Genomic DNA, 19152 nt, shown 5'->3' on the forward strand with positions numbered 1-19152 from the left:
TCAGCTCGCGTGCACGCTGCCGCCATGCGCGGCTTGAGCCGCCGTGGGATCGCCGGGCAGCGGCCGGTAATTCAGACGCGCCGACAAATCCAGCGCCGCCGCGCACACCGCCGTGACGAGCGGCGCGCGCTCGGCTTCGCTGCCGATATCGGAGCGCGGCACCGTGGCCGTGAGCGCCGCGACGATGCGGCCCGACTGGTCGCGCACAGGCGCGCTCACCACCGAAATTCCCGTTTCGAACGACGCCTCGCTGAGCGCATAGCCCTGCTCCGCGAATTCGCGCACGCGCGCGTAGAGATCCGCGACCGTGGCGGGCGTGCGGTCCGTATAGCGTTCGAGCTGCTTCTCGGGATAGAGCGCGCGCAGTTCCGTGAGCGAGAGATCGCCCATCAGCACCTGGCCGTGCACCGTGGCGTGCGCGGGCAGGCGCGTGCCCACATGCACCTTCACCGAGCTGAACATCGGCTCGCGCGTTTGCGCCTTGGCGACGAACACCACGTCGCGCCCGTCGCGGATCAGCAGATGCGTGCTCAGGCCGGTCGCGTCGCGCAGACGTTCGAGCACCGGCGTGCCGAAATCGGTCAGTTCGAGCGAGCTCAGATACTCGAAGCCGAGCCGCAGCACCGCCACGCTCAGCCGATATTGACGGTCGCCGTTCGCGCGTTCGATGAAGCCGAGCGCTTCCAGCGTCTGCAGCAGACGAAACGTCGTAGTGCGCGGAATGCCGATGCGGCGCGACAGTTCGGGCGCGCCCAGCACGGGCTCGCGCGCGGAAAATTCGGTGAGGATGCGCAGGCCGCGTTCGAGGCCCGGCACGAGATAGGTCGAGGCGTCAGCGGCGTCGGCGAGATCGGCAGGGTCGGCGCTCTGCGCGGCGTCGCGGGTCTCCTCGGGCGGCGCGGCGCGCTTGCCCGGCGCCGGGCTGCGTCGGGCGGCGCCTGTCGTGTTCTTGGTGGCCATGGCGGCTGGAATCTGCTGAAGTCGGTCGATAAGTGGAGGCAATGATAACGCGAAGCGCCGTCCGGACTTAAAGATCGCGGGTCGGGGCGACATGCTGCCGCCCCGCTCGACCGCCCGCTTCCGCCCGATTCGCCTCCCGGCCGGGCGCAAAACGCGCGCGCCGGCGCCGCTGACGCCCCGTCTCTACGCGACGACCCGCGCCTCAGGTGCGGAACACCGCCACCGCCGTGGCGAGCCGCCGCGCCTGATCCTCAAGCGACGCCGCGGCCGCGGCCGCCTGCTCGACGAGCGCGGCATTCTGCTGCGTGACCTGATCCATCTGCGCGACCGCGAGATTCACCTGATCGATGCCGGTGCTCTGCTCGGTCGCCGCCGACGCAATCTCGCCCATGATCGCGCTCACGCGCCCGATTGCGCCGACGATCTCCTCCATCGTCGTGCCCGAGCGCTCGACCAGCGTCGCGCCGGTTTCCACGCGCGCCGTCGAGGCGTCGATCAGCGACTTGATCTCCTTGGCCGCGCCAGCGCTGCGCTGCGCGAGCGAGCGCACCTCGCCCGCCACGACCGCGAAGCCGCGCCCTTCCTCGCCCGCGCGCGCCGCTTCGACCGCCGCGTTGAGCGCCAGAATATTGGTCTGGAACGCGATGCCCTCGATCACGCCGACGATCTCGGCAATGCGCCGCGAGTCGTCGACGATGTTCTGCATCGTGCCCACCACTTCGCGCGCGAGTTCGCCGCCGCGCGCCGCCAGGCCGGACGCACCGTGCGCCAGCGAACTCGCCTCCTGCGCGTTACCCGCCGTCTGCTTGACCGTCGACGTCAATTGTTCGATGCTCGCCGCCGTTTCTTCGAGCGAGGCGGCCTGCTCCTCGGTGCGCTGCGACAGATCGGTGTTGCCCGCGGCGATTTCGCTCACGCCCGTATCGATCGATTCCGCGCCCGCGCGCACCGTGCTCACCATCGTCACGAGCGCGGCCTGCATGCGTTGCAGGGCGGCCGAGAGCTTGCCCATTTCGTTGCGGCTCGCCACGGCCACCGCCGCGCTCAGGTCGCCCGCCGCGATGCGCTCGAACTGCGCGACGGCGGCGTCCACCGGATGCACGATCGCGCGCATCAGCGCCGCGCGGCCGAGCCACGCGCACAGCAGCGCGAACACCATGCCCACGGCCACCGCGACGCTCACCGCCTTGAAGCGCGTCTGCGCGTCGCGATAGCGCTGCGCGCCGTGGTCGATCTGACGCTGTTCGAGCGCGAGCATCGCCTTTTCGAAACCGTTGTAGAGCGCGGGCAGCTTGTGCGCCTGCAATTCCTGGAAGCCGTTGCGGTCGCCGCTCTTGAGCGCCGCGAGCGCCGGATCGACGCCCGCGTGCAGGAAATTGTTGCGCTTGTCCTGCATGTCGGCGATCAGGCGGCGATCCTCGTCGTCGTTGCTGGCGAGCGAGAGATAGTGATCGAGCCGATCGTTGGAAATCTTGAGGTAGGTGTCGAAGCGCTTGAGGACGGCGTCGGCGCCGGTCTGATCGCCGAGATCGGCGAGCGACGCATAGGTGGCGAGCGCGAGCCGCAGCCGCAAGAGCTGGCCGGCGCTGCCTTCGAGGTCGGCCACGGCGGGGGTGTCCACCGTGTACATGTCCTGCATCGCGTCGTTGCCCGCGCGCATCGACAGTAGCCCCGCCGCGGCGCCGATCACCAGCACCACGCCGAAAAACGCCACCATCAGGGTCAAACTCGCGCGTATCGAAAGCTTGTTGAGCATTCTGGTCTCCTGGAACGCGGCGCGAAAGCGCGATGCGCAGCGTTCCCTCTGTTCAGCCGGCGCCGGTGCAGGGCGTCGGACGTATCGTCCGCCCTGTCGCGAAGCGTGCGCGGGCGGCTCTATTCGGGTTGGTGTAGTCTCGATGCGGCTTTTTTGGGGCTTCAAACCGGGTCAACGGCAGCGCGGCGCAAAAACTTTAGGCACGTGCTTAATGCATCGCGGCGCGCGGCTTGACGTGAAGCATGGCGCGATGCCGAACGCGTGCCAGCCTTGCGCGAACCTTTCGCCGACGTTACACCGCTCCCGGCGCGCGCCGCCCCTGCTCTACAATCGTCCACTTGCGCCCGCCGCCTCGACATCCGCGCGGCCAGGCTGCCTTCGAACCCAACTCGCGACGTTCGCCGCATGCGCGAACGCCGCCACCATCACGCCCCCATGCGCCTCCTCCACACCTCAGACTGGCATCTGGGCCAGAACTTCATGGGCAAGAGCCGCCAGGCCGAGCATCAGCAGCTCATCGACTGGCTTGTTACCCAGCTCGACGCCCATGCGGTCGACGCCGTCCTGATCGCCGGCGATATTTTCGATACCGGCACGCCGCCGAGCTACGCGCGCGAGCTGTACAGCCAGCTCGTCGTGCGCCTGCACGCCGCGGGCGTGACGCTGCTCCTGCTCGGCGGCAATCACGATTCCGTGGCGACGCTGCGCGAAAGCAGCGCGCTGCTCGAACGCCTGTCGGCCCAGGTCGTGCCGCACGCGGACGCCGCGCCCAACCAGGTTCGCGTGCTGCCGCTGCGCGGCAAGCCCGACGAAGCGGGCTGCGTGGTCTGCGCGATTCCGTTCATCCGCGCGCGCGACGTGATGCAGGGCGAAACCGGCCAGAGCGCCGAACAGAAGCAGCAGTCGCTGCAACAGGCGATTCAGGCCTACTACCAGGCCGTGTTCGCCGCCGCCGAGGCGCGCCGCGCGCAACTGTCCGCCGAACTCGGCCGCCCGGTCCCGCTGATCGCCACCGGCCATCTGACCACCGTGGGCGCGAGTGCGAGCGAATCGGTACGCGAGATCTACGTGGGCGCGCTCGACGCGTTCCCCACCAGCGCATTTCCGCCGGCCGACTACATCGCGCTCGGGCATATTCATCGTCCGCAGAAAGTGGGCGGCCTGGAGCACATCCGCTATAGCGGCTCGCCGATCGCGCTGAGCTTCGACGAAGCCACGCAGCGCAAGGAAATGCTGCTCGTCGATGTCGGCGCGAACGGGCTGGACGCCGTCACGCCACTCGCCGTGCCCGCGTTCCAGACGCTCGCCGCGCTGCGCGGCAATCTGAAGACGCTGCCCGCCGCCTTTGCCGAGATCGCGCGCGACGCCACGCCCGAGCGCCCCGCGTGGCTCGAAGTAACCGTCGCCGAGGACGACTATCTCGCCGACCTGCCCGCGCGCATCCAGGCGATGACCGAGGATCTGCCGCTCGACGTGCTGCGCATTCGCCGCGAGCGCGGCAACGCCGCCGCGCAACTTTCCGCCGACTCGGGCGTGACGCTCGACGAACTCGATCCGCTCGACGTGTTCGCGCGCCGCCTCGCGCACGAAACGCTCGACGACGACGTGCGCGGCGCACTCACCGACCGCTACAAGAACGTACTCGCCGCCATGCAGGCCACGCCGGAGGACGACGCATGAAAATCCGCAGCCTGCGCCTCAAGAATCTCAACTCGCTGAAGGGCGAGTGGCGCATCGACTTCACGCAGCCGCCGTTTTCGGAGAACGGCCTGTTCGCGATCACCGGCCCGACCGGCGCGGGCAAGTCGACGCTGCTCGACGCGATCTGCCTCGCGCTCTATCACGAGACGCCGCGTCTCAAGACGGTGTCGGCGTCGGCGAACGACATCATGACGCGCCATACCGCCGACTGCCTCGCCGAAGTCGTGTTCGAAGTGAAGGGCGCGGTCTATCGCGCGTTCTGGAGCCAGCGCCGCTCGCGCGACAAGGTGGACGGCGCGTTGCAGCAGCCGCGCGTCGAACTCGCCACGGTCGAGCACGACGACGGCAGCGGCACGATCCTCACGCAGCACATCAACGAGAAATTGCGGCGCGTCGAGGAGATCACGCGGCTCGATTTCCCGCGCTTCACGCGTTCGATGCTGCTCGCGCAAGGCGGCTTCGCGGCGTTCCTGAACGCGAGCGCGAACGACCGCGCCGAACTGCTCGAAGAACTCACGGGCACGGAAATCTACGGCGAAATCTCGCGTCAGGTCTACGAGCGCGCGGGCGCGGCGCGCGATGCGCTCAAGCAGTTGCGCGCCCGCGCGGACGGCATGGAATTGCTGACGCCCGAGCAACGCACGGCGATGGAGCAGGACATCGCCGCGCTCGCCGACCAGTCGAACGCGCTCGCCACGCGCACGAAAACGCTGCACGCGCAGCGCCAATGGCGGCGCGATCTGAGCCAGGCGCAAGCCGACGCGCAAACCGCGCACACGCGGCTCGCGAGCGCGAGCGCCGCGTACGAGGCCGCCGCGCCCGAGCTTGCGCGCCTCGCCGCGAGCGAGCCCGCCGAAGCGCTGCGCGCGGCGCATCAGCACGCGCAGCAAATGGACGCTGCCTGCAAACAGACCGATGCCGATCTCGCCGCGTCGCGTCATCGCCGCACGGGGCAAGTCGCGGCGCAGCGTCGTCAAACCGGCGCGGCCGCCGCGCTGGCCGCGCGCATCGTGCGCGACGCCGAGCGTCGTCTCGCGCAACTCGACGCGGAGAAGCAGCAACTCGATCGCTACTGCACCGCGCACGCGGCGCACGCGCAACTGGGCGAACGCATCGGCGCGTGGCGCGAGCAGTTCGAGCAGCGCGCGCGCCGTCATGCGGATAGTCGCGCGCGCGAAACGCAGCAGACGGCCCTGCAAAAGCAACTCGCCGACGCCCACGCGCAGCGCGAACAGCACGGCAAAACGCTCGCGGATTGCACGCGCGCGCAAGCTGAATCGGACTCGCAACTGCGCACGTTGAGCGCCGCGCAGACCACGCGTCTCGCGGGCCAGACGCTCGCGCAGCTACGCGACGCCGCGCAGGCGGCGCAACGCGCGGTCGAGCGCTGGGCGCAGTTGCAGACGCTCGCCGCCCGCCGCCGCCAGCTCGCGACGGAAACCGCGACGCTCGCGGCCAGTCTCGCGCGCAGCGACAGCGAGATCGCCGCGCAAGATAGCGCGCTCGTCACGCTGCAACGCGCGCACGCCGAACTCCAGGCGCGCGCCGCCGACAAGCAGACGCTGCTCGAACAGGAACAGGTAATTCGCAGTCTCGCGCAGCATCGCGATGCGTTGCAGCCCGGCGAAGCGTGTCCGTTGTGCGGCTCGCACGATCATCCGGCTATCGCTGCGTATCGCGCGCTCGATGTGTCGGCGACGCAAGGCGCGCTTCAGGCGATCCGCACCGATCTTCAGGTATCCGAACAAACGTTGCGCGGCGCGGCTGAGAAACTGTCCGCGTTGCGCGCGACGCAGGCGCAGCAGCGCGCGCAACACGATCAGCTCGCCGCACGCGACACGCAGGATCGCGCGGACTGGCAGGCGTTGTCGGCGTCGCTCGCTTCGTCGCTGGTTGCGTCGCTCAGGCTCGACGCCGACGCATGGCAGGACGCCGATGCGCTCGCACAAGCAAGCGAGGCCGCCGCGCAATCGGCGCAGCAAATCCGCCAGCATCTGACCGAGACCGAACGCGCCGAGGAAGCGCTCGCTCAAGCACGCGAAGCGAATACGCGCTGCGCCCAGGCGCTACAAGCGGCACAGGCGCGCGGCGAGTTGCTCGAACAGTCGATCGCGAGCGTGCAGGAGCGCCGAGCGGAAACCGAACGCGAACTCGCGGCATTGCGCGTGCGTATCGAAGAAGAAGCGCAGGCTTTGCTCGCCTCGATGCAGACCGGCACGCAAGCCGACAGCGCGCCGCTCGCGGCGCTGCCCGACGATCCGCGCGCGTGGCTGCACACGCGCGACGGCGAATGGCGCAAGTGGCAGGAGACGCAGCGCCGCCTTCACACGCTCGCGGAATCGCTCGCGCACGAACGCGCCCAGGCCGACGTCGCGCGCGCGCAACTTCAGGCGTGGCGCGAACGGTGCGCATCGATTGGCGCGGAAGTCGCGCAAGCGGCGCAGAGCGTGCCGATGGATTCGCTATTCGACGACGAAGACGACGCGCCCGGCGAAGACTTCGCCACGGCCGCCGCACGCGCCGACGCGCTCACGCGCGAACTCGCGGCGCTCGACGGCCAGATCGCGCAACTCGAACGCTCGCTCGCGCATCAACGCGACGCCGCCAGCCAGGCCGCGCAAACGTGGAGCGCGGCGCTCGCGGCGAGTCCGTTCGCGCAGCAGGACGATTTCCTCGCCGCGCTCCTGCCCGCCGAGGTACGCCAGCGCCTGCAAGCGCTCAAGCAGCAGCGCGAACAGGAACGCGACACGGCCACCGCACTGCTGAACAGCGCGCGCGAGAAGCTCGCACGACTCGAAGCGATGGTGGAAGCGACGGCGCAGACCGAAGCCACACTCGCCGAACTCGACGCGCAGATCGACAGCGCGGAAAGAGATAACGCGACGCTCAACGAACGGCTCGGCCATCAACGCGGCCTGCTCGCGCGCGACGCGCAGCAGCGCGACAGCCAGCGCGCGCTGTTCGCGCAGATCGATGCGCAGACGCAGGACGCCGATCTCTGGCAACGTCTCGACGCGCTGATCGGCTCCGCGAAGGGCGACAAGTTCAGCCGCTTCGCGCAGGGTCTCACGCTCGATCATCTGCTCGCGCTCGCCAATCGCCATCTCGACCGTCTGCATGCGCGCTATCTGCTGCGCCGCAAATCGACGGGCGAACTCGAACTGGAAATCGTCGACGGCTGGCAGGCGGACGTCACGCGCGACACGCGCACGCTCTCGGGCGGCGAGAGCTTCCTCGTGAGTCTCGCGCTGGCGCTCGCGCTCTCCGACCTCGTGAGCCACAAGACCTCGATCGACTCGCTGTTCCTCGACGAAGGCTTCGGCACGCTCGACGGCGACACGCTGGAAATCGCGCTCGACGCGCTCGACACGCTCAACGCGAGCGGCAAGATGATCGGCGTGATCAGCCACGTCGACAGTCTCAAGGAGCGCATCGCCACGCAGATCCGCGTGGAAAAAGGCGGCGGCATCGGCCACTCGCGGCTGGTGATCTAGCCGCGCAACGCACGCGCGCAACACAAAAGAACGCGCCGCGCGCCTCAGCCCTGTTCGGTCTTGCGCGCGGCGATCTCCAGCATCGGTTCGCCGATCTCGCGTTCGCCGCGCGCGACGAGCGCCTCGCCCGCGCCGCGAATATCGCGTGCGTCCTTGTTCTGCGAAAGTTTGCGCTTGCCCGTGAGCCGCGTCATCTCGATCTCGATGCCGACGATGGCCTTGAGCATCGTGTCGAGATAGTCGACGGGCGCATCGCCCATCTTCCACGGCTGCGGCTCGCTTGCTTCGTGCGTGCGCGTGAGCCGCGCGACCACGCCACGCACGAACTTCTCGTCGTCGCGCACGCGAATGCGGCCATGTGCGTGCACGACCGCGTAATTCCAGGTGGGCACCTGCTTGTGGTGTTCGTGCTTGCTCGGATACCACGTCGGCGAAATATAGGCGTCGCCGGCGCGGAAGATCGCGAGCACCTCGTCGCCGTCCGCGACGTCCTGCCAGAGCGGATTCGCGCGCGCGACGTGCGCGTGCAGCGTGCCGAACGCGCCCTCGCCCGCGAGCAGTTCGAACGGAATGTGATTGGCGTCGAGTCCGCTCGCGCCGTGCGTGACCAGCGTGCCGAACGGGTGCTGCGCGATGAAGGCGTGCAGCGCCTCGGGGCGGGATTCGTCGAAATGGGCAGGGACGTACATGGGGGCTCCGCGTGGCGCTCTCGGCTCAAGGCGCGCGCATCGAACGTCAAAAAACCTATTGTCACGCCAAAACGGCCAACGCTGTAGAGCCAGCGGGAACGGCATTCGGGGAACCAGGCCCGCGTGCAAAAGCGGCGCAATCCGCTCGACGCGTTGCGCGTGCCTGCGACGAGCACCTCGCAATTTCAACCTTACGATTGCTTGACTTCGCGGGGCCGCCTTCTATGCTTGAACGATCGCCCATTCACGGCGCATCGCCGCGAGGCCTGGCAGACCTCGCGGCGTTCGAACAGGGAGGCGGACATGGAAGCCGGCGACGCGTTCGCGCAAATCGCGGCGACGATCGAGCGTTTTTTCATCGGCATGCACAACGGCGACGCGCGGCGTCTGCGTTCGGCATTCGATCCGCACGCCCAGCTTTGGGGCTATTACCACGGCGACTTCTATCGCCAGTCGCTCGACGAGTGGATCGCGGAAATCGAAGACATGGACAAGCCCTCGGAAAGCGGCGAGCCGTTCGACATGCGCATCGTTGCGGTGGACGTGACGGGCCGCAGCGCGGCGGTCAAAACGGCCACGCTGTATCAGGGCTTGCGTTTCACGGATTATCTGACGCTGGTGGAATTCGACGCCGGCTGGAAAATCGTCAACAAGACTTACCACCACGATTGACGATCAAAGCGCTCGCGTATCGGGCGCATCGAGCGCGTCCACCACTTCCACCTGCACGCCGAGCAGCGCGCGAAACGGTTCGAGCGCCGCTTCGCCCGCGCTCGCGGCGGTAATCAGACGCCACTCGCGCTCGATCGGCGTCCAGTGCTGCTGGCGCGCGCGGCCGAGCTTGTCCGAGTCCGCCAGCACGATCACCTGCGCCGCGCGCCGGATCATGCAGTCCTTGAGCGACGCCTGCTGCGCGCTCGCTTCGCACAGACCGAATCCGGCCACTACGCCGTCCGCGCCGAGAAACGCCGTATCGACGCTCACGCGCGTGAGCAGCAGTTCCGCGAGCGGGCCGAGCGTGCTCATGCTGGAGCTGCGCAGATCGCCGCCGAGCAGCGTGACCTGAATGCCGGGCGCGTTCGCGAGCGTGGCGACCGCGAGCAGATTGTTGGTGACGACATGCAGATCGCTGCGCGCCAGCAGATGACGCGCGAGCGCGGCGCAGGTGGTGCCGCCGTCGAGCATGACGGTGTCGCCGTCGCGCACGTGAGCCGCGGCCGCCAGCGCGATGCGCTCCTTCTGCTCGCGCTGCGCCGCCTTGCGTTCCTCGAGCGAGGCCTCGGGTTCGTGCACGCCGACCAGCGCGGTCGCGCCGCCATACGTGCGCACGAGCCGGCGCTGCTTGTGCAGCACCGCGAGATCGCGGCGGATCGTGGCTTCCGACACGCCCAGCGCCTCCGTCAACTGTTCGACGTTGGCCTCGCGCGTCTGCACGAGTTCGAGAATGGCGCGGTGACGGTCGGACGCTTTCATTGCTAAAAAGTGAGCTGCGGGAACCCGGCGATCTTACACGATGGCACGTGCGCGCCGGGCCGCGCGGCCCATGACGGCGGCTTGGCGTTTAGCGGCGCGCCTCGTGTCGCGCCGGGTGTCAAACTTAACGGCGCGTCGCCAGCTCCGCGCCCTGACGCAGCGCTTCGAGCATGCTGCCTTCGTCCACGACGCCCTTGCCCGCGATATCGAACGCCGTGCCGTGATCGACCGACGTGCGGATCACTTCGAGACCCACGGTGACGTTCACGCCCGCTTCGAGGCCGAGCACCTTCACGGGGCCGTGGCCCTGATCGTGATACATCGCCACGACGAGGTCGAAGTCGCCGCGGCCCGCACGGAAGAACAGCGTGTCGGCGGGTAGCGGGCCGGTCACGTCGAGACCGCGTTCCTGCAGCAGCTTGACCGCCGGAATGATCTTCTCTTCCTCTTCGCCATAGCCGAACAGACCGTTTTCGCCCGCATGCGGATTGATCCCGCACACGCCGATGCGCGGCTTCGCGATGCCCGCCTTCACGAGCGTGGCGTTGCCGCGCTCGATCGTGCGCTGCACGAGGCCCGGCTCGATCTTGCGGATCGCGTCGATGATGCCGATGTGCGTCGTCACGTGAATCACGCGCAGTTGCGGCGCGACCAGCATCATCGAGACTTCGTCGACGCCCGTGAGGTGCGCGAGCATTTCCGTGTGGCCCGGATACTTGTGGCCGCCCGCGTGCAGCGCTTCCTTGTTCAGCGGCGCGGTGCAGATCGCGTCGATCTGCTTCGCCTGCGCCAGTTCGACGGCGCGCGCGATATAGCGGTAGGCGGCGTCGCCCGCGAGCGGCGACAGTTCGCCGAACGGCAGATCTTCGGGAATCAGTTCGAGGTCGATCACGTCGATCGTGCCTCGTTCGTAGCGCGCCTGCGACGGATCGGCGATGCGGCGCACGTCCATGTCGAGCTGGCAGATGACGATCGCGTGCTCGAGCCGGCGCGCGTCGCCGATCACGAGCGGACGGCATTGTTCGTAGACCTGCGCGTGCGTCAGGCTCTTGACGACGACTTCGGGGCCGACGCCGGCGGCGTCGCCCATCGTGATGCCGATGACAGGGATATAGGTGCTCATACGTTCCTCGATGGTGCGGTGGGCGCAACGGCGTCCGGCGCCGTTGGCTCGTGTTTTGTGCTGTTGTGTTGCGTGCTGTCCGGTTCGCCCGGTGTGCGAGCTTGCGTCTCTTCGTGCGGCGTGCCGCGCAGGTGCAGCCAGGCCGCGTACAGCGCCTGTTCGGTGCCGAACGCGCCCGCCTTCGTGACGACGGCGGGCCGGTGCGCGCGCGCGGGCGCATGCGGACGCGCGACCGCCACGCCCGCTTCGATTTCGGCGATCAGACGCAGGCTGCCGATGCCGGCCGCGTCGAGCATCGCGCGCGCGGTCTCGCCGCCCGTCGCGATCAGGCCCGCGGTCTGCGTGAAATGCGGTGCGACGAGCGCCGCGAGCCGCGCGGACAGGCGTGCGCCCTCGGCGGGATCGAAGGCGTCGTCGCGACCGATGCGCAGCAGCAGATCCGCGCCCGCCGCCAGCGTCGCGCCGATGCGCGCGTCCCACTGCGGCCAGTGCGCGTGCGTGTCGCCCGCGCGCAGCACGGCGGGCGGCACGATCAGTTCGGCAAGTCCCGCGCGCTCGCGCAGGACCGCGCATTGGCGCTCGCCGACCGCCGAGAGGCTGCCGACCAGCACCAGAATCGGGCCGGGTCCGCTACCGCCGAGGTCGGGCGCCGAAGGCTTGAGTGCGCTGGCATCGTCCGCTTGAGTTGCGGTCTGAGTGGCGGCTTGCGCTGCATCCAGCGTCGCCAGTTCGCGCGCGAGACCGCCCGAGCCGACCCAGAAAAACGCGCTGTCGAGCGCGAGCGTGGCGCGCGCGAGTGCGCGCAACTCGTCGGCGCTCTGGGCATCGACGATCAGCGCCCGCGCGCCGTCTTCGCCTTCCGCCGCAATCAGCGCCACGCGGCGCGCGAGCGCGCGCGGGTCGGCGTGCAGCGTCGCTGCGTCGAAACGCTCGCTGCGCAGGCCGGCCGCCGCCAGCATGACGGCCATGTCGGCGGGACGATCGGCGTGTTCGAGACGCCACGTCTCGGTCTGCGCGAGCGGCACGCCATGCACGAGCAGCGCGCCGTCGCGCACCGTGCGACCGGTCGCGGGAAACGCGGGCGCGACGATCGCGAGACCGGCGCGCGCCTGCAAGGCCGCGACTTCGGCGGCCCAGTTGCCGCGCAGCGTCGAATCGATTTTCTTGTAGAGCTTGCGCTGCGGCGCGGACGGTTCGCCCGCGCCGCGCAGCGCCTCGAACGCCTGCGCCGTGCGCGCCGCCGCGTCGGCAGGCGTGAGACGGCGCGTGTCGGTGTCGGCGGCGATCACGTCGGCGGCGAGTGGCGTGTCGTCGTGCGGCACGTCATCCTGCGCGGTCGCGACGTTGGCCGCACCTTCGTCCGCGCGCGACGCGTCGAGCGTCACCAGCGTGCGATGGCCCGCGTTGGCGAAACCAATCGCGCAATCGGCGGCGCCAGACAGATCGTCGGCAATGATCAGCAGCTTCATTGCGCGACCCGTTTCGCGTCCGGTGCGTCAGCCTGATTCTGGACTTGCGCCTCGCCGCGGCGCGCGAGGCGCGCATTGGCGCGCTTCGCGACCCACGCGGTCAGCACGGGCGAGACGATCGCCGAGACCACCACGGCCGCCGCCACCAGCAGCGTCGCGCTCTGCGCGGCCGGTTCGTAGACCGGATTGGCCGCGGCCACCAGCGCCGGAACCGCCGCCGCGTTGCCCGCGGTGTTGGCCGCCGCCACGCCGGCCACGCCCGTGCCGCCGGTCGCGCGATCGGCGAAATAGAGCGGAATACCCGTCACGACCACCACGCCGATGCCAAGCCCGATGCCCAGCAGGCCCGCCTGCCAGACCTTGTGCAGATCGAGGCCCGCGCCGAGCGCCAGCGCGAAGAACGGAATCATCACCGGCACGGCGCGCGCGAGGAAAGCGCGCATTTCGCGGTCGAGATTGCCGAGCAGCATGCCCGCGCACAGCGGCAGGATGCTGCCGACCAGCGTCTGCCACGGAAACGCCGAGAGGCCCGCCACGCCGAGCGTGACCATCGTGAGAAACGGGCCCGATTCGAGCGACATGATCGTGTACGCGCCCACGTCTTCCGAGCGGCCGTACTGGCCCATCAGCGCCATATAGAGGCCGCCGTTGGTGTCGTTCATCGCGGCGATCACGGCCAGCGTGGAGAGACCCGCGAACAGACCCGAGGCGATCGGCGCCTCGCCGAGCAGATGCCCCATCACGATGCCGACCAGGATCGCCGCGCCCACCTTGGTCGCGAACAGCGCGCCGCCCTTCTTGAGCAGATAGGGCGTGGCCTTCACGTCGATGCTCGCGCCCATGCACACGTAGAACACGGCGAGGATCGGCAGCGAGCCGGTGAACAGCGCATTCGTGAACGAGCCGAAGAATTTCGGCAGACCGGGCGCAAAGGTCGCGACGAGCGAACCGAGCAGCAGCGGCACGATCATCATGCCGCCGGGAACGCGCTCGATCGAACGCTTGATGGGAATCTGAGCCATGGGGAGTCTCCTCAATGATGATCCGATCGGCGCATGACCCGGGACGACGCGCCCGGTTTGAGCGTTTTGATCGGTTTGATCACATTTTTGATTGAAACGATCATGGCGGAGTGTAAACGCGCGCTACGTTTTGCGCAATTCGATCAAACGAATGATCGAAACGATCAAATTGGGGACGATAGACCGCGCGACGCGCACGCGCGAGCGCGCCCGGCCGCGGGGTGCGGCGTGCAGGATAAAACGAAGGGAGCGGCGTTGCTGCCGGCGTTACGCGCGCGGGTGTTGATCGACGTGGGCGGCGTGGGCGGCGTGGGCGAAGTGGGCGGCGTGGGGCGGTGCTGAAAGGCGCGGGGCGGCGTGTGCGGACGCCGTCCGCGTGCTGACGGGATCAGGCAGACCGCGTCAGGCCGCGAATTCGCCGCGCGGCGCGACGAAGCGCGCAGCCGGATCGACCTCGGAACGCGTGAGAGCGTGCTCGAGCGTCGTCGAGCCGACGCGCTCCAGCAGATGCAGCAGCTTGGCGATACGCGACCGCTGGCTGGCGACGAGATCGTGCGTCTGCTCCAGCGTCTGCAGCCGCTTGCGGCAGTATTCGCGGTCGATGCCGCGCGTCGCATTGGCCACCGTCGCGAAGCTGAGAAACTGCACCATGCGCTCGACGTGATCGAGTTGCGCATCGGCGAGCCGCGCGGGCAGCAGGCCGGCGTTTTTTGCCGACGTCGCTGCCGGCTCGTTAGTTGATTTTTTTGCCGGTACGGCCGACGGCTGCGGCGGTTTTCGGCGGGTCTCACTCGTACTCATTAAAGGCCCCTGGTCGTTTCTGTCCTGCGTCCCGGCTTCGCTGGAAAGCGCCGCGGCAGGCCGACTTCCCCGGACCGGCCGTCTCGACGCCACGCTGCTCCCGCCCGGCCGGACGCCATTGCCCGAACACAGTGCGAAACCCGACTATTTGTCGTACGACAATACCTGGTAATGTTTGGTAGGCTTGACCGTCCGTCTCAAACGCATCCGTTGACCGAGATCGACACTGATCGACACCGAATCGACACTCAACCGCCGCCACGCCGTGAACGCACCTCCCGCCCCGGGCGAACTCGCCCGCGAACCCGCCAGCGGCGCCGTCCTTGCGGCGAGCCGGTTCAGCACGCACGCGCAGGCGCGCGGCGAGCAGCTGATCGCGTGGCGCGAGCGCGTCGGGCATGTCGTGGACGTGGTGCCGTCGCGCGGCCAGATCGAAGGCGGCTTTCGCGGCCAGATCGACCGCTACGCGGCGGCCGGCTTCTCGTTCACCGATTGCACGACCGACGCGCTGGTGCTGGAACGCCCGGTCGCGCGTGTCTCGACCGACCGGCGGCGCGACTTCGCGTTCCATCTCTACGCGCAGGGCGACTCGGGCCTCACCACCGGCATGCGCCGCAAACGCAGCGCCGACGAGACGCCCACGCGCATCATCGCGATGGACATGAACCAGCCGTTCCGCGTGGAACGGCCGGCCTGCCGCGTACTCAGCGTGTTCGTGCCGCAGGAAACCGTCGACGCCAACCTGCCCTACGCCGAGTCGATCCACGGTCAGGGCCTCGCGCCGCACACGCCGCTCGCGCAATTGAGTCTCGCGCACGCGCTCGCGCTGGCCGACACCCTGCCGCAACTCGACGCCGCCCAGGCCGCCGAAGCCATGCAGGTTGCCGCGCAGTTGCTGCTGGCCGCGTATCGCGGCGAGGCGCGCCTCGGCGAACGCGGGCGCGCCGCCGCGCAAGCCGCCGTGATGAACCAGGTGCGCCGTTACGTCGATGCGAACCTGCATCATGCCGATCTCACGCCGAGCACGGTGGTCGCGGCGCTGCAACTGAAACGCGCCACGATCTATCGCTGGTTCGAGCAGGAAGGCGGGCTGGGCGCGTATATCCGCCATCGACGGCTGCGCGAGGCCGCCGACGACCTGGTGCGCTTTCCGCATCTGCTCGTCACCGAGATCGCGTACGGGCTGGGCTTCAACAGCGCGTCCGATTTCACGCGCGCGTTCCGGCGCGCATTCGGCATGAGCCCGCTCGACATGCGCGCGCGGGCGCTGGAGCTGCGGCGCGCGACGGCGTGACAGACGTAAAGCGCGCGCGAGGCGCAGGCTATGACGGCGGCAAGCTGATGGTGGCCGGCGACGCGCTGAGGGGGTGAAGTGAAAGCGCGGGCTCAACGGACCGCGCTATCAAGGTTCAATACAACAGATCCTCGTAGAACGCGCCGAACGGCTTCGTCGGATGCGCGATCTGGATTTCGAGAATCCACAAGCCGGCGTTGGGGCACGCGTCGAAATCGCCGAGATCGCCTGCGCGATAGATCGCATGCGGAAAGTCCGAGACGCGATGGCCCTTGATGTCGAGATTCAGACGCCAGCCCAGCGCTTGCGCGCGCTCGTCGGCATAGGCATAGAGCGCCGTGCCCGCCGCGCCCGTTTTACGCCAGTGCTGCTCGACGTCGTCGAACAGTGTTTTCGCGGCCGCGGCGCAGGCCTGCATTTCCGCATCGTCGCCGACGACGAAGGTCGCGCCCGCATCGCCCTCGTGCGCGCCCCAGACCACGCCGAGATCGAGAAAGAAGATGTCGTTGGCCCGCAGCACCGGATCGCCGACTGAGCGCTCCTTGAACATGCGCAGCGTGTTCTCGCCGAAACGCACGATCGTCGGATGCCAGATGCGATCCATGCCGAGCGCTTCCATCTCCGCCTTGCACAGCGCCGCCGCTTCCGACTCGCGCATGCCCGGCACGACGCGCGGCGCCACGCGCTCGATCACCTGCCAGGTGCGCTCGCGCGCCGTCTGCATCTGTTCCTTTACATACTTGCTGCCTACCGCTTCCTTCGCCGCTTGGGTTGCCTGTGCTGTCTGGGGACTTGTTGTCGTGCTCACCGTGGTCTCTCCGCTTCGATATATCTTTTTGAATATATCGCGCGAGACCGCGCATGTCCATTCGACGCGCGGCCTCGCGGCAGGCAGCGGGAGACGCCCGAAAGTCAGCGCGCGAAGTACATGTCGTGCAGTTCGTCGACGTTCACGTCCTTCGCGCGCGCCTCGAACGTCACCTTGCCGCCCTGCATCAGATAGACCTGATCGGCGAGCCGCAGCGCCATGTGCGTGTTCTGCTCGACGAGTACGATGGTGCGCCCCGCCGCCTTGAGCCGTTCGAGAATCGCGAACACTTCCTGCACCATCACCGGCGCGAGACCCAGCGACGGCTCGTCGATCAGCATCAGTTGCGGCGACGACATCAGCCCGCGCCCCAGCGCAAGCATCTGCGCCTGGCCGCCCGACAAGGTGCCGGCGGGCAGCGCGCGGCGCTCCTTGAGCAGCGGAAAGAGCCCGTAGACTTCTTCGAGTTGCCGCGCCGCGCCCGCGCGCCGCGACTTCGCGAACGCGCCGAGCATGAGGTTTTCTTCGATCGACATGTCGCGGAAAATCATACGCCCCTCCGGCACCATCGCAATGCCGCGCTGCGCCATGGCCCACGTCGGCACACCGGCGAGCGGCGCGCCGTCGAACGCGATCTCGCCGTGCGCGAGCGGCACGAGGCCCATGATCGCGCGCAGCAGCGTGGTCTTGCCCGCGCCGTTCGGCCCGACGATCGTCGTCACCTCGCCCTTCGCCACCGCGAGCGAGACGTCCCAGAGCACGTTGATCGCGCCGTAACCCGCGCGCGCGTGGCGAATCTCGAGCATCTCAGGCATGAGCGGCCTCCCCCGTATAACTGCGCACGACTTCCGGATCGCGGAACACGTCGGCAGGCGGACCATCCGCGATCAGCTTGCCGAAATTGAGCACCGCCACGCGGCGGCACAGGTTCATCACCGTTTCGATATCGTGCTCGATAATCAGGATCCCTACGCGATAACGTTCGTGCACGTCGAGGAGCGTCTTCATGAAGCGGCGCTTGGTGGCCGTCTCCAGGCCGCCGAGCACTTCGTCGAGCAGCAGCAGTTTCGGGCCGGTCGCCAGCGCCTTCGCCACTTCAAGCGCCTTGAGTTCGGTGAGCGCGAGTTCGGTGGCCGCGTCGCGCTGCGCCTTGCCCGCGAGCCCCATGAAGTCGAGAATCTCGTCGATGCGCGCCTCGTCCACGCGGCCCGCGCCGAAGCGTTGCGCGACGATCAGGTTCTCGCGCACCGTGAGTTCGTGCAGCGGTTGCGGCACCTGGAACGTGCGCCCGATGCCAAGGCGCGCGCGCCGGTACAGCGGCGTCTTAAGCAGGTCGACGCCCTCGAAGCGGATCGCGCCGCTCGTCGGCCGCACGAGTCCCGAGATCGCGTTGAACAGCGTGGTCTTGCCCGCGCCGTTCGGCCCGACGAGACCCACCACGTCGTGTGTGCCGAGCGTGAGCGAGACGCCGCTCACCGCCGTGAGTCCGCCGAAACGGATCGACACATCCTTGAGTTCCAGTTCAGCCTGCTGCATGGACACCTCGCCCGGTACGTTTGAAGCGCAGCGCGGTCAGCCCCGCGGGACTCACGATGATCATCGCCACCAGCAGCATGCCGAGCACGATCTGATGCCCCGTCGGCAGCAGGCTCTTGAGCACGAGCTGATCGATCAGATAGACCGATACCGCGCCCACCAGCGGCCCGAGTATCGTGCGATAGCCGCCGCAGATCGCCGCGATGATCGGCACCACGGCCCAGCTCGCGTTGAACGCGTAATCGGGTTCGAGAAAGTTGATGTAGTGCGCGTTGAAGGCGCCGACCAGCCCCGTCATGAGCGCGGAGAGCATCAGCATCGCGAGCTTGAGAATCACGCTGTTGACGCCTACGACACGCGTGGCGTCCTCCGATTCGTGCATCGCGCGCAGCGCGAGCCCCACGTTCGAGCCGCGCAGCTTCGCATAGAGCAGCGCGAAGGCGAGCACGAGCGTGAGGATCACAACGTAGCCGCCGCTCTTGCTGCCGAAGTCCACACCGAGCAGCTTCGGCAGCGCCGGAATGCTGGACAGGCCGCTCGCGCCGCCTGTGAGCCCGGACCATTCCGTCGCAACGATGCGGAAGATCTGCGCATACGCGAGAATCGCCAGCGCGAAATACGGGCCTTTCAGACGCAGCGCGGGCGCCATCGCGAGCGAGGCGACGCTCGCGCCCACGCCGCCCGCAAGCATCGCGGGAAACACCGGCCAGCCCGCCTTGAGCGTGAGCAGCGCGGAGATATACGAGCCCACGCCGAAGAACGCGCTGTGCCCGAAGCTGACCATGCCGCCGAGATTGCCGAGCAGCGCCCAGGCGAGCGCGATGCCCGCGATCGTCAGCGACGCGACCGCGAGACTCATCAGATAGAGGTTCTGCCCGAGCGCGAGCGGCACGGCCGCATAGAGCACGACGAGCGTGGCAACGAGCCCGGCGATGCGTTGCGCGGACCAGACCGGCTTCGCGCGCGCGTCGGCGCTCGTCGCGGCGGCGGGCGTGTGAGTGGTGGTGGTGTTCATCGAGTTTCCCC

The 19152-nt window shown here is 68.5% G+C and carries 17 protein-coding genes; 5 read left to right on the forward strand and 12 right to left on the reverse strand.

The genetic code is table 11. The features are described from left to right. Positions 1 to 960, reverse strand: coding sequence for an IclR family transcriptional regulator (locus tag SB764_RS21780; RefSeq protein ID WP_410864842.1), 960 nt, complete (start codon positions 958 to 960; stop codon positions 1 to 3). A 202-nt stretch (positions 961 to 1162) separates the two neighbouring features. Beyond that, positions 1163 to 2716 (reverse strand): methyl-accepting chemotaxis protein, encoded by a 1554-nt coding sequence (locus SB764_RS21785; RefSeq protein WP_124261585.1) that lies wholly within the window; start codon positions 2714 to 2716, stop codon positions 1163 to 1165. A 435-nt stretch (positions 2717 to 3151) separates the two neighbouring features. Between SB764_RS21785 and sbcD the strand changes: the two genes are divergently transcribed. Further along, a complete protein-coding gene (gene sbcD / locus SB764_RS21790) occupies positions 3152 to 4396 on the forward strand; it encodes an exonuclease subunit SbcD (RefSeq protein ID WP_321891184.1) in 1245 nt (414 codons plus the stop codon). Continuing rightward, complete coding sequence (locus SB764_RS21795) at positions 4393 to 7911, forward strand: AAA family ATPase (protein ID WP_410864844.1); 3519 nt, start codon at positions 4393 to 4395, stop codon at positions 7909 to 7911. The genes sbcD and SB764_RS21795 overlap by 4 nt, the downstream gene beginning before the upstream one ends. Positions 7912 to 7955: 44 nt before the next feature. Here SB764_RS21795 and SB764_RS21800 read toward each other — a convergent pair whose 3' ends face one another. After that, complete coding sequence (locus tag SB764_RS21800) at positions 7956 to 8600, reverse strand: FMN-binding negative transcriptional regulator (RefSeq protein WP_410864846.1); 645 nt, start codon at positions 8598 to 8600, stop codon at positions 7956 to 7958. A 303-nt stretch (positions 8601 to 8903) separates the two neighbouring features. Between SB764_RS21800 and SB764_RS21805 the strand changes: the two genes are divergently transcribed. Continuing rightward, on the forward strand, positions 8904 to 9272 hold the full coding sequence (locus SB764_RS21805) for a nuclear transport factor 2 family protein (RefSeq protein WP_410864848.1): 369 nt from the start codon (positions 8904 to 8906) through the stop codon (positions 9270 to 9272). Between the two features lie 3 nt (positions 9273 to 9275). Here SB764_RS21805 and SB764_RS21810 read toward each other — a convergent pair whose 3' ends face one another. From SB764_RS21810 to SB764_RS21825, 4 genes are all read right to left on the reverse strand, one after another. Continuing rightward, positions 9276 to 10073, reverse strand: a complete 798-nt coding sequence (locus SB764_RS21810; RefSeq protein WP_065057794.1) for a DeoR/GlpR family DNA-binding transcription regulator — start codon at positions 10071 to 10073, stop codon at positions 9276 to 9278. A gap of 124 nt (positions 10074 to 10197) precedes the next feature. After that, a complete protein-coding gene (pdxA, locus tag SB764_RS21815) occupies positions 10198 to 11196 on the reverse strand; it encodes a 4-hydroxythreonine-4-phosphate dehydrogenase PdxA (protein WP_065057793.1) in 999 nt (332 codons plus the stop codon). Further along, positions 11193 to 12665: a four-carbon acid sugar kinase family protein gene (locus tag SB764_RS21820; protein ID WP_183040560.1), complete on the reverse strand. Its 1473-nt coding sequence runs from the start codon at positions 12663 to 12665 to the stop codon at positions 11193 to 11195. The genes pdxA and SB764_RS21820 overlap by 4 nt, the downstream gene beginning before the upstream one ends. Then, entirely contained in the window at positions 12662 to 13687 is a 1026-nt protein-coding gene (locus SB764_RS21825; protein ID WP_065057791.1) for a 2-keto-3-deoxygluconate permease, read from the reverse strand. The genes SB764_RS21820 and SB764_RS21825 overlap by 4 nt, the downstream gene beginning before the upstream one ends. A 33-nt stretch (positions 13688 to 13720) precedes the next feature. Here SB764_RS21825 and SB764_RS21830 point away from each other — a divergent pair, with 33 nt between their 5' ends. Continuing rightward, positions 13721 to 14029, forward strand: a complete 309-nt coding sequence (locus SB764_RS21830; RefSeq protein ID WP_410864851.1) for a hypothetical protein — start codon at positions 13721 to 13723, stop codon at positions 14027 to 14029. Between the two features lie 60 nt (positions 14030 to 14089). Here the strand turns inward: SB764_RS21830 and SB764_RS21835 are convergent, their stop codons facing one another. Further along, positions 14090 to 14488 carry a hypothetical protein gene (locus tag SB764_RS21835; protein ID WP_322055742.1) on the reverse strand — a complete coding sequence of 133 codons (399 nt, stop codon included), beginning with the start codon at positions 14486 to 14488 and terminating at the stop codon, positions 14090 to 14092. A 265-nt stretch (positions 14489 to 14753) separates the two neighbouring features. On the opposite strand from SB764_RS21835, the gene SB764_RS21840 reads away from it, so the two are divergent. Next, positions 14754 to 15782 carry a helix-turn-helix transcriptional regulator gene (locus SB764_RS21840; protein ID WP_065057789.1) on the forward strand — a complete coding sequence of 343 codons (1029 nt, stop codon included), beginning with the start codon at positions 14754 to 14756 and terminating at the stop codon, positions 15780 to 15782. 115 nt (positions 15783 to 15897) lie between these two features. On the opposite strand, the gene SB764_RS21845 is transcribed toward SB764_RS21840, so the two are convergent. From SB764_RS21845 to SB764_RS21860, 4 genes are all read right to left on the reverse strand, one after another. Next, positions 15898 to 16590: a M24 family metallopeptidase gene (locus SB764_RS21845; protein ID WP_231957416.1), complete on the reverse strand. Its 693-nt coding sequence runs from the start codon at positions 16588 to 16590 to the stop codon at positions 15898 to 15900. Positions 16591 to 16694: 104 nt separating this feature from the next. Then, the gene (locus SB764_RS21850; RefSeq protein ID WP_065057787.1) at positions 16695 to 17396 is read right to left on the reverse strand and encodes an ABC transporter ATP-binding protein; all 702 of its coding nucleotides are present in this window, start codon (positions 17394 to 17396) and stop codon (positions 16695 to 16697) included. A 1-nt stretch (position 17397) separates the two neighbouring features. Beyond that, positions 17398 to 18126 carry an ABC transporter ATP-binding protein gene (locus SB764_RS21855; RefSeq protein ID WP_065057786.1) on the reverse strand — a complete coding sequence of 243 codons (729 nt, stop codon included), beginning with the start codon at positions 18124 to 18126 and terminating at the stop codon, positions 17398 to 17400. Continuing rightward, positions 18113 to 19141 carry a branched-chain amino acid ABC transporter permease gene (locus tag SB764_RS21860; RefSeq protein WP_110326557.1) on the reverse strand — a complete coding sequence of 343 codons (1029 nt, stop codon included), beginning with the start codon at positions 19139 to 19141 and terminating at the stop codon, positions 18113 to 18115. The genes SB764_RS21855 and SB764_RS21860 overlap by 14 nt, the downstream gene beginning before the upstream one ends. Between the last annotated feature and the right edge of the window lie 11 nt (positions 19142 to 19152).

It is taken from the genome of Paraburkholderia sp. SIMBA_027 (assembly GCF_046535315.1).
Classification (GTDB): Bacteria; Pseudomonadota; Gammaproteobacteria; order Burkholderiales; family Burkholderiaceae; genus Paraburkholderia; species Paraburkholderia tropica.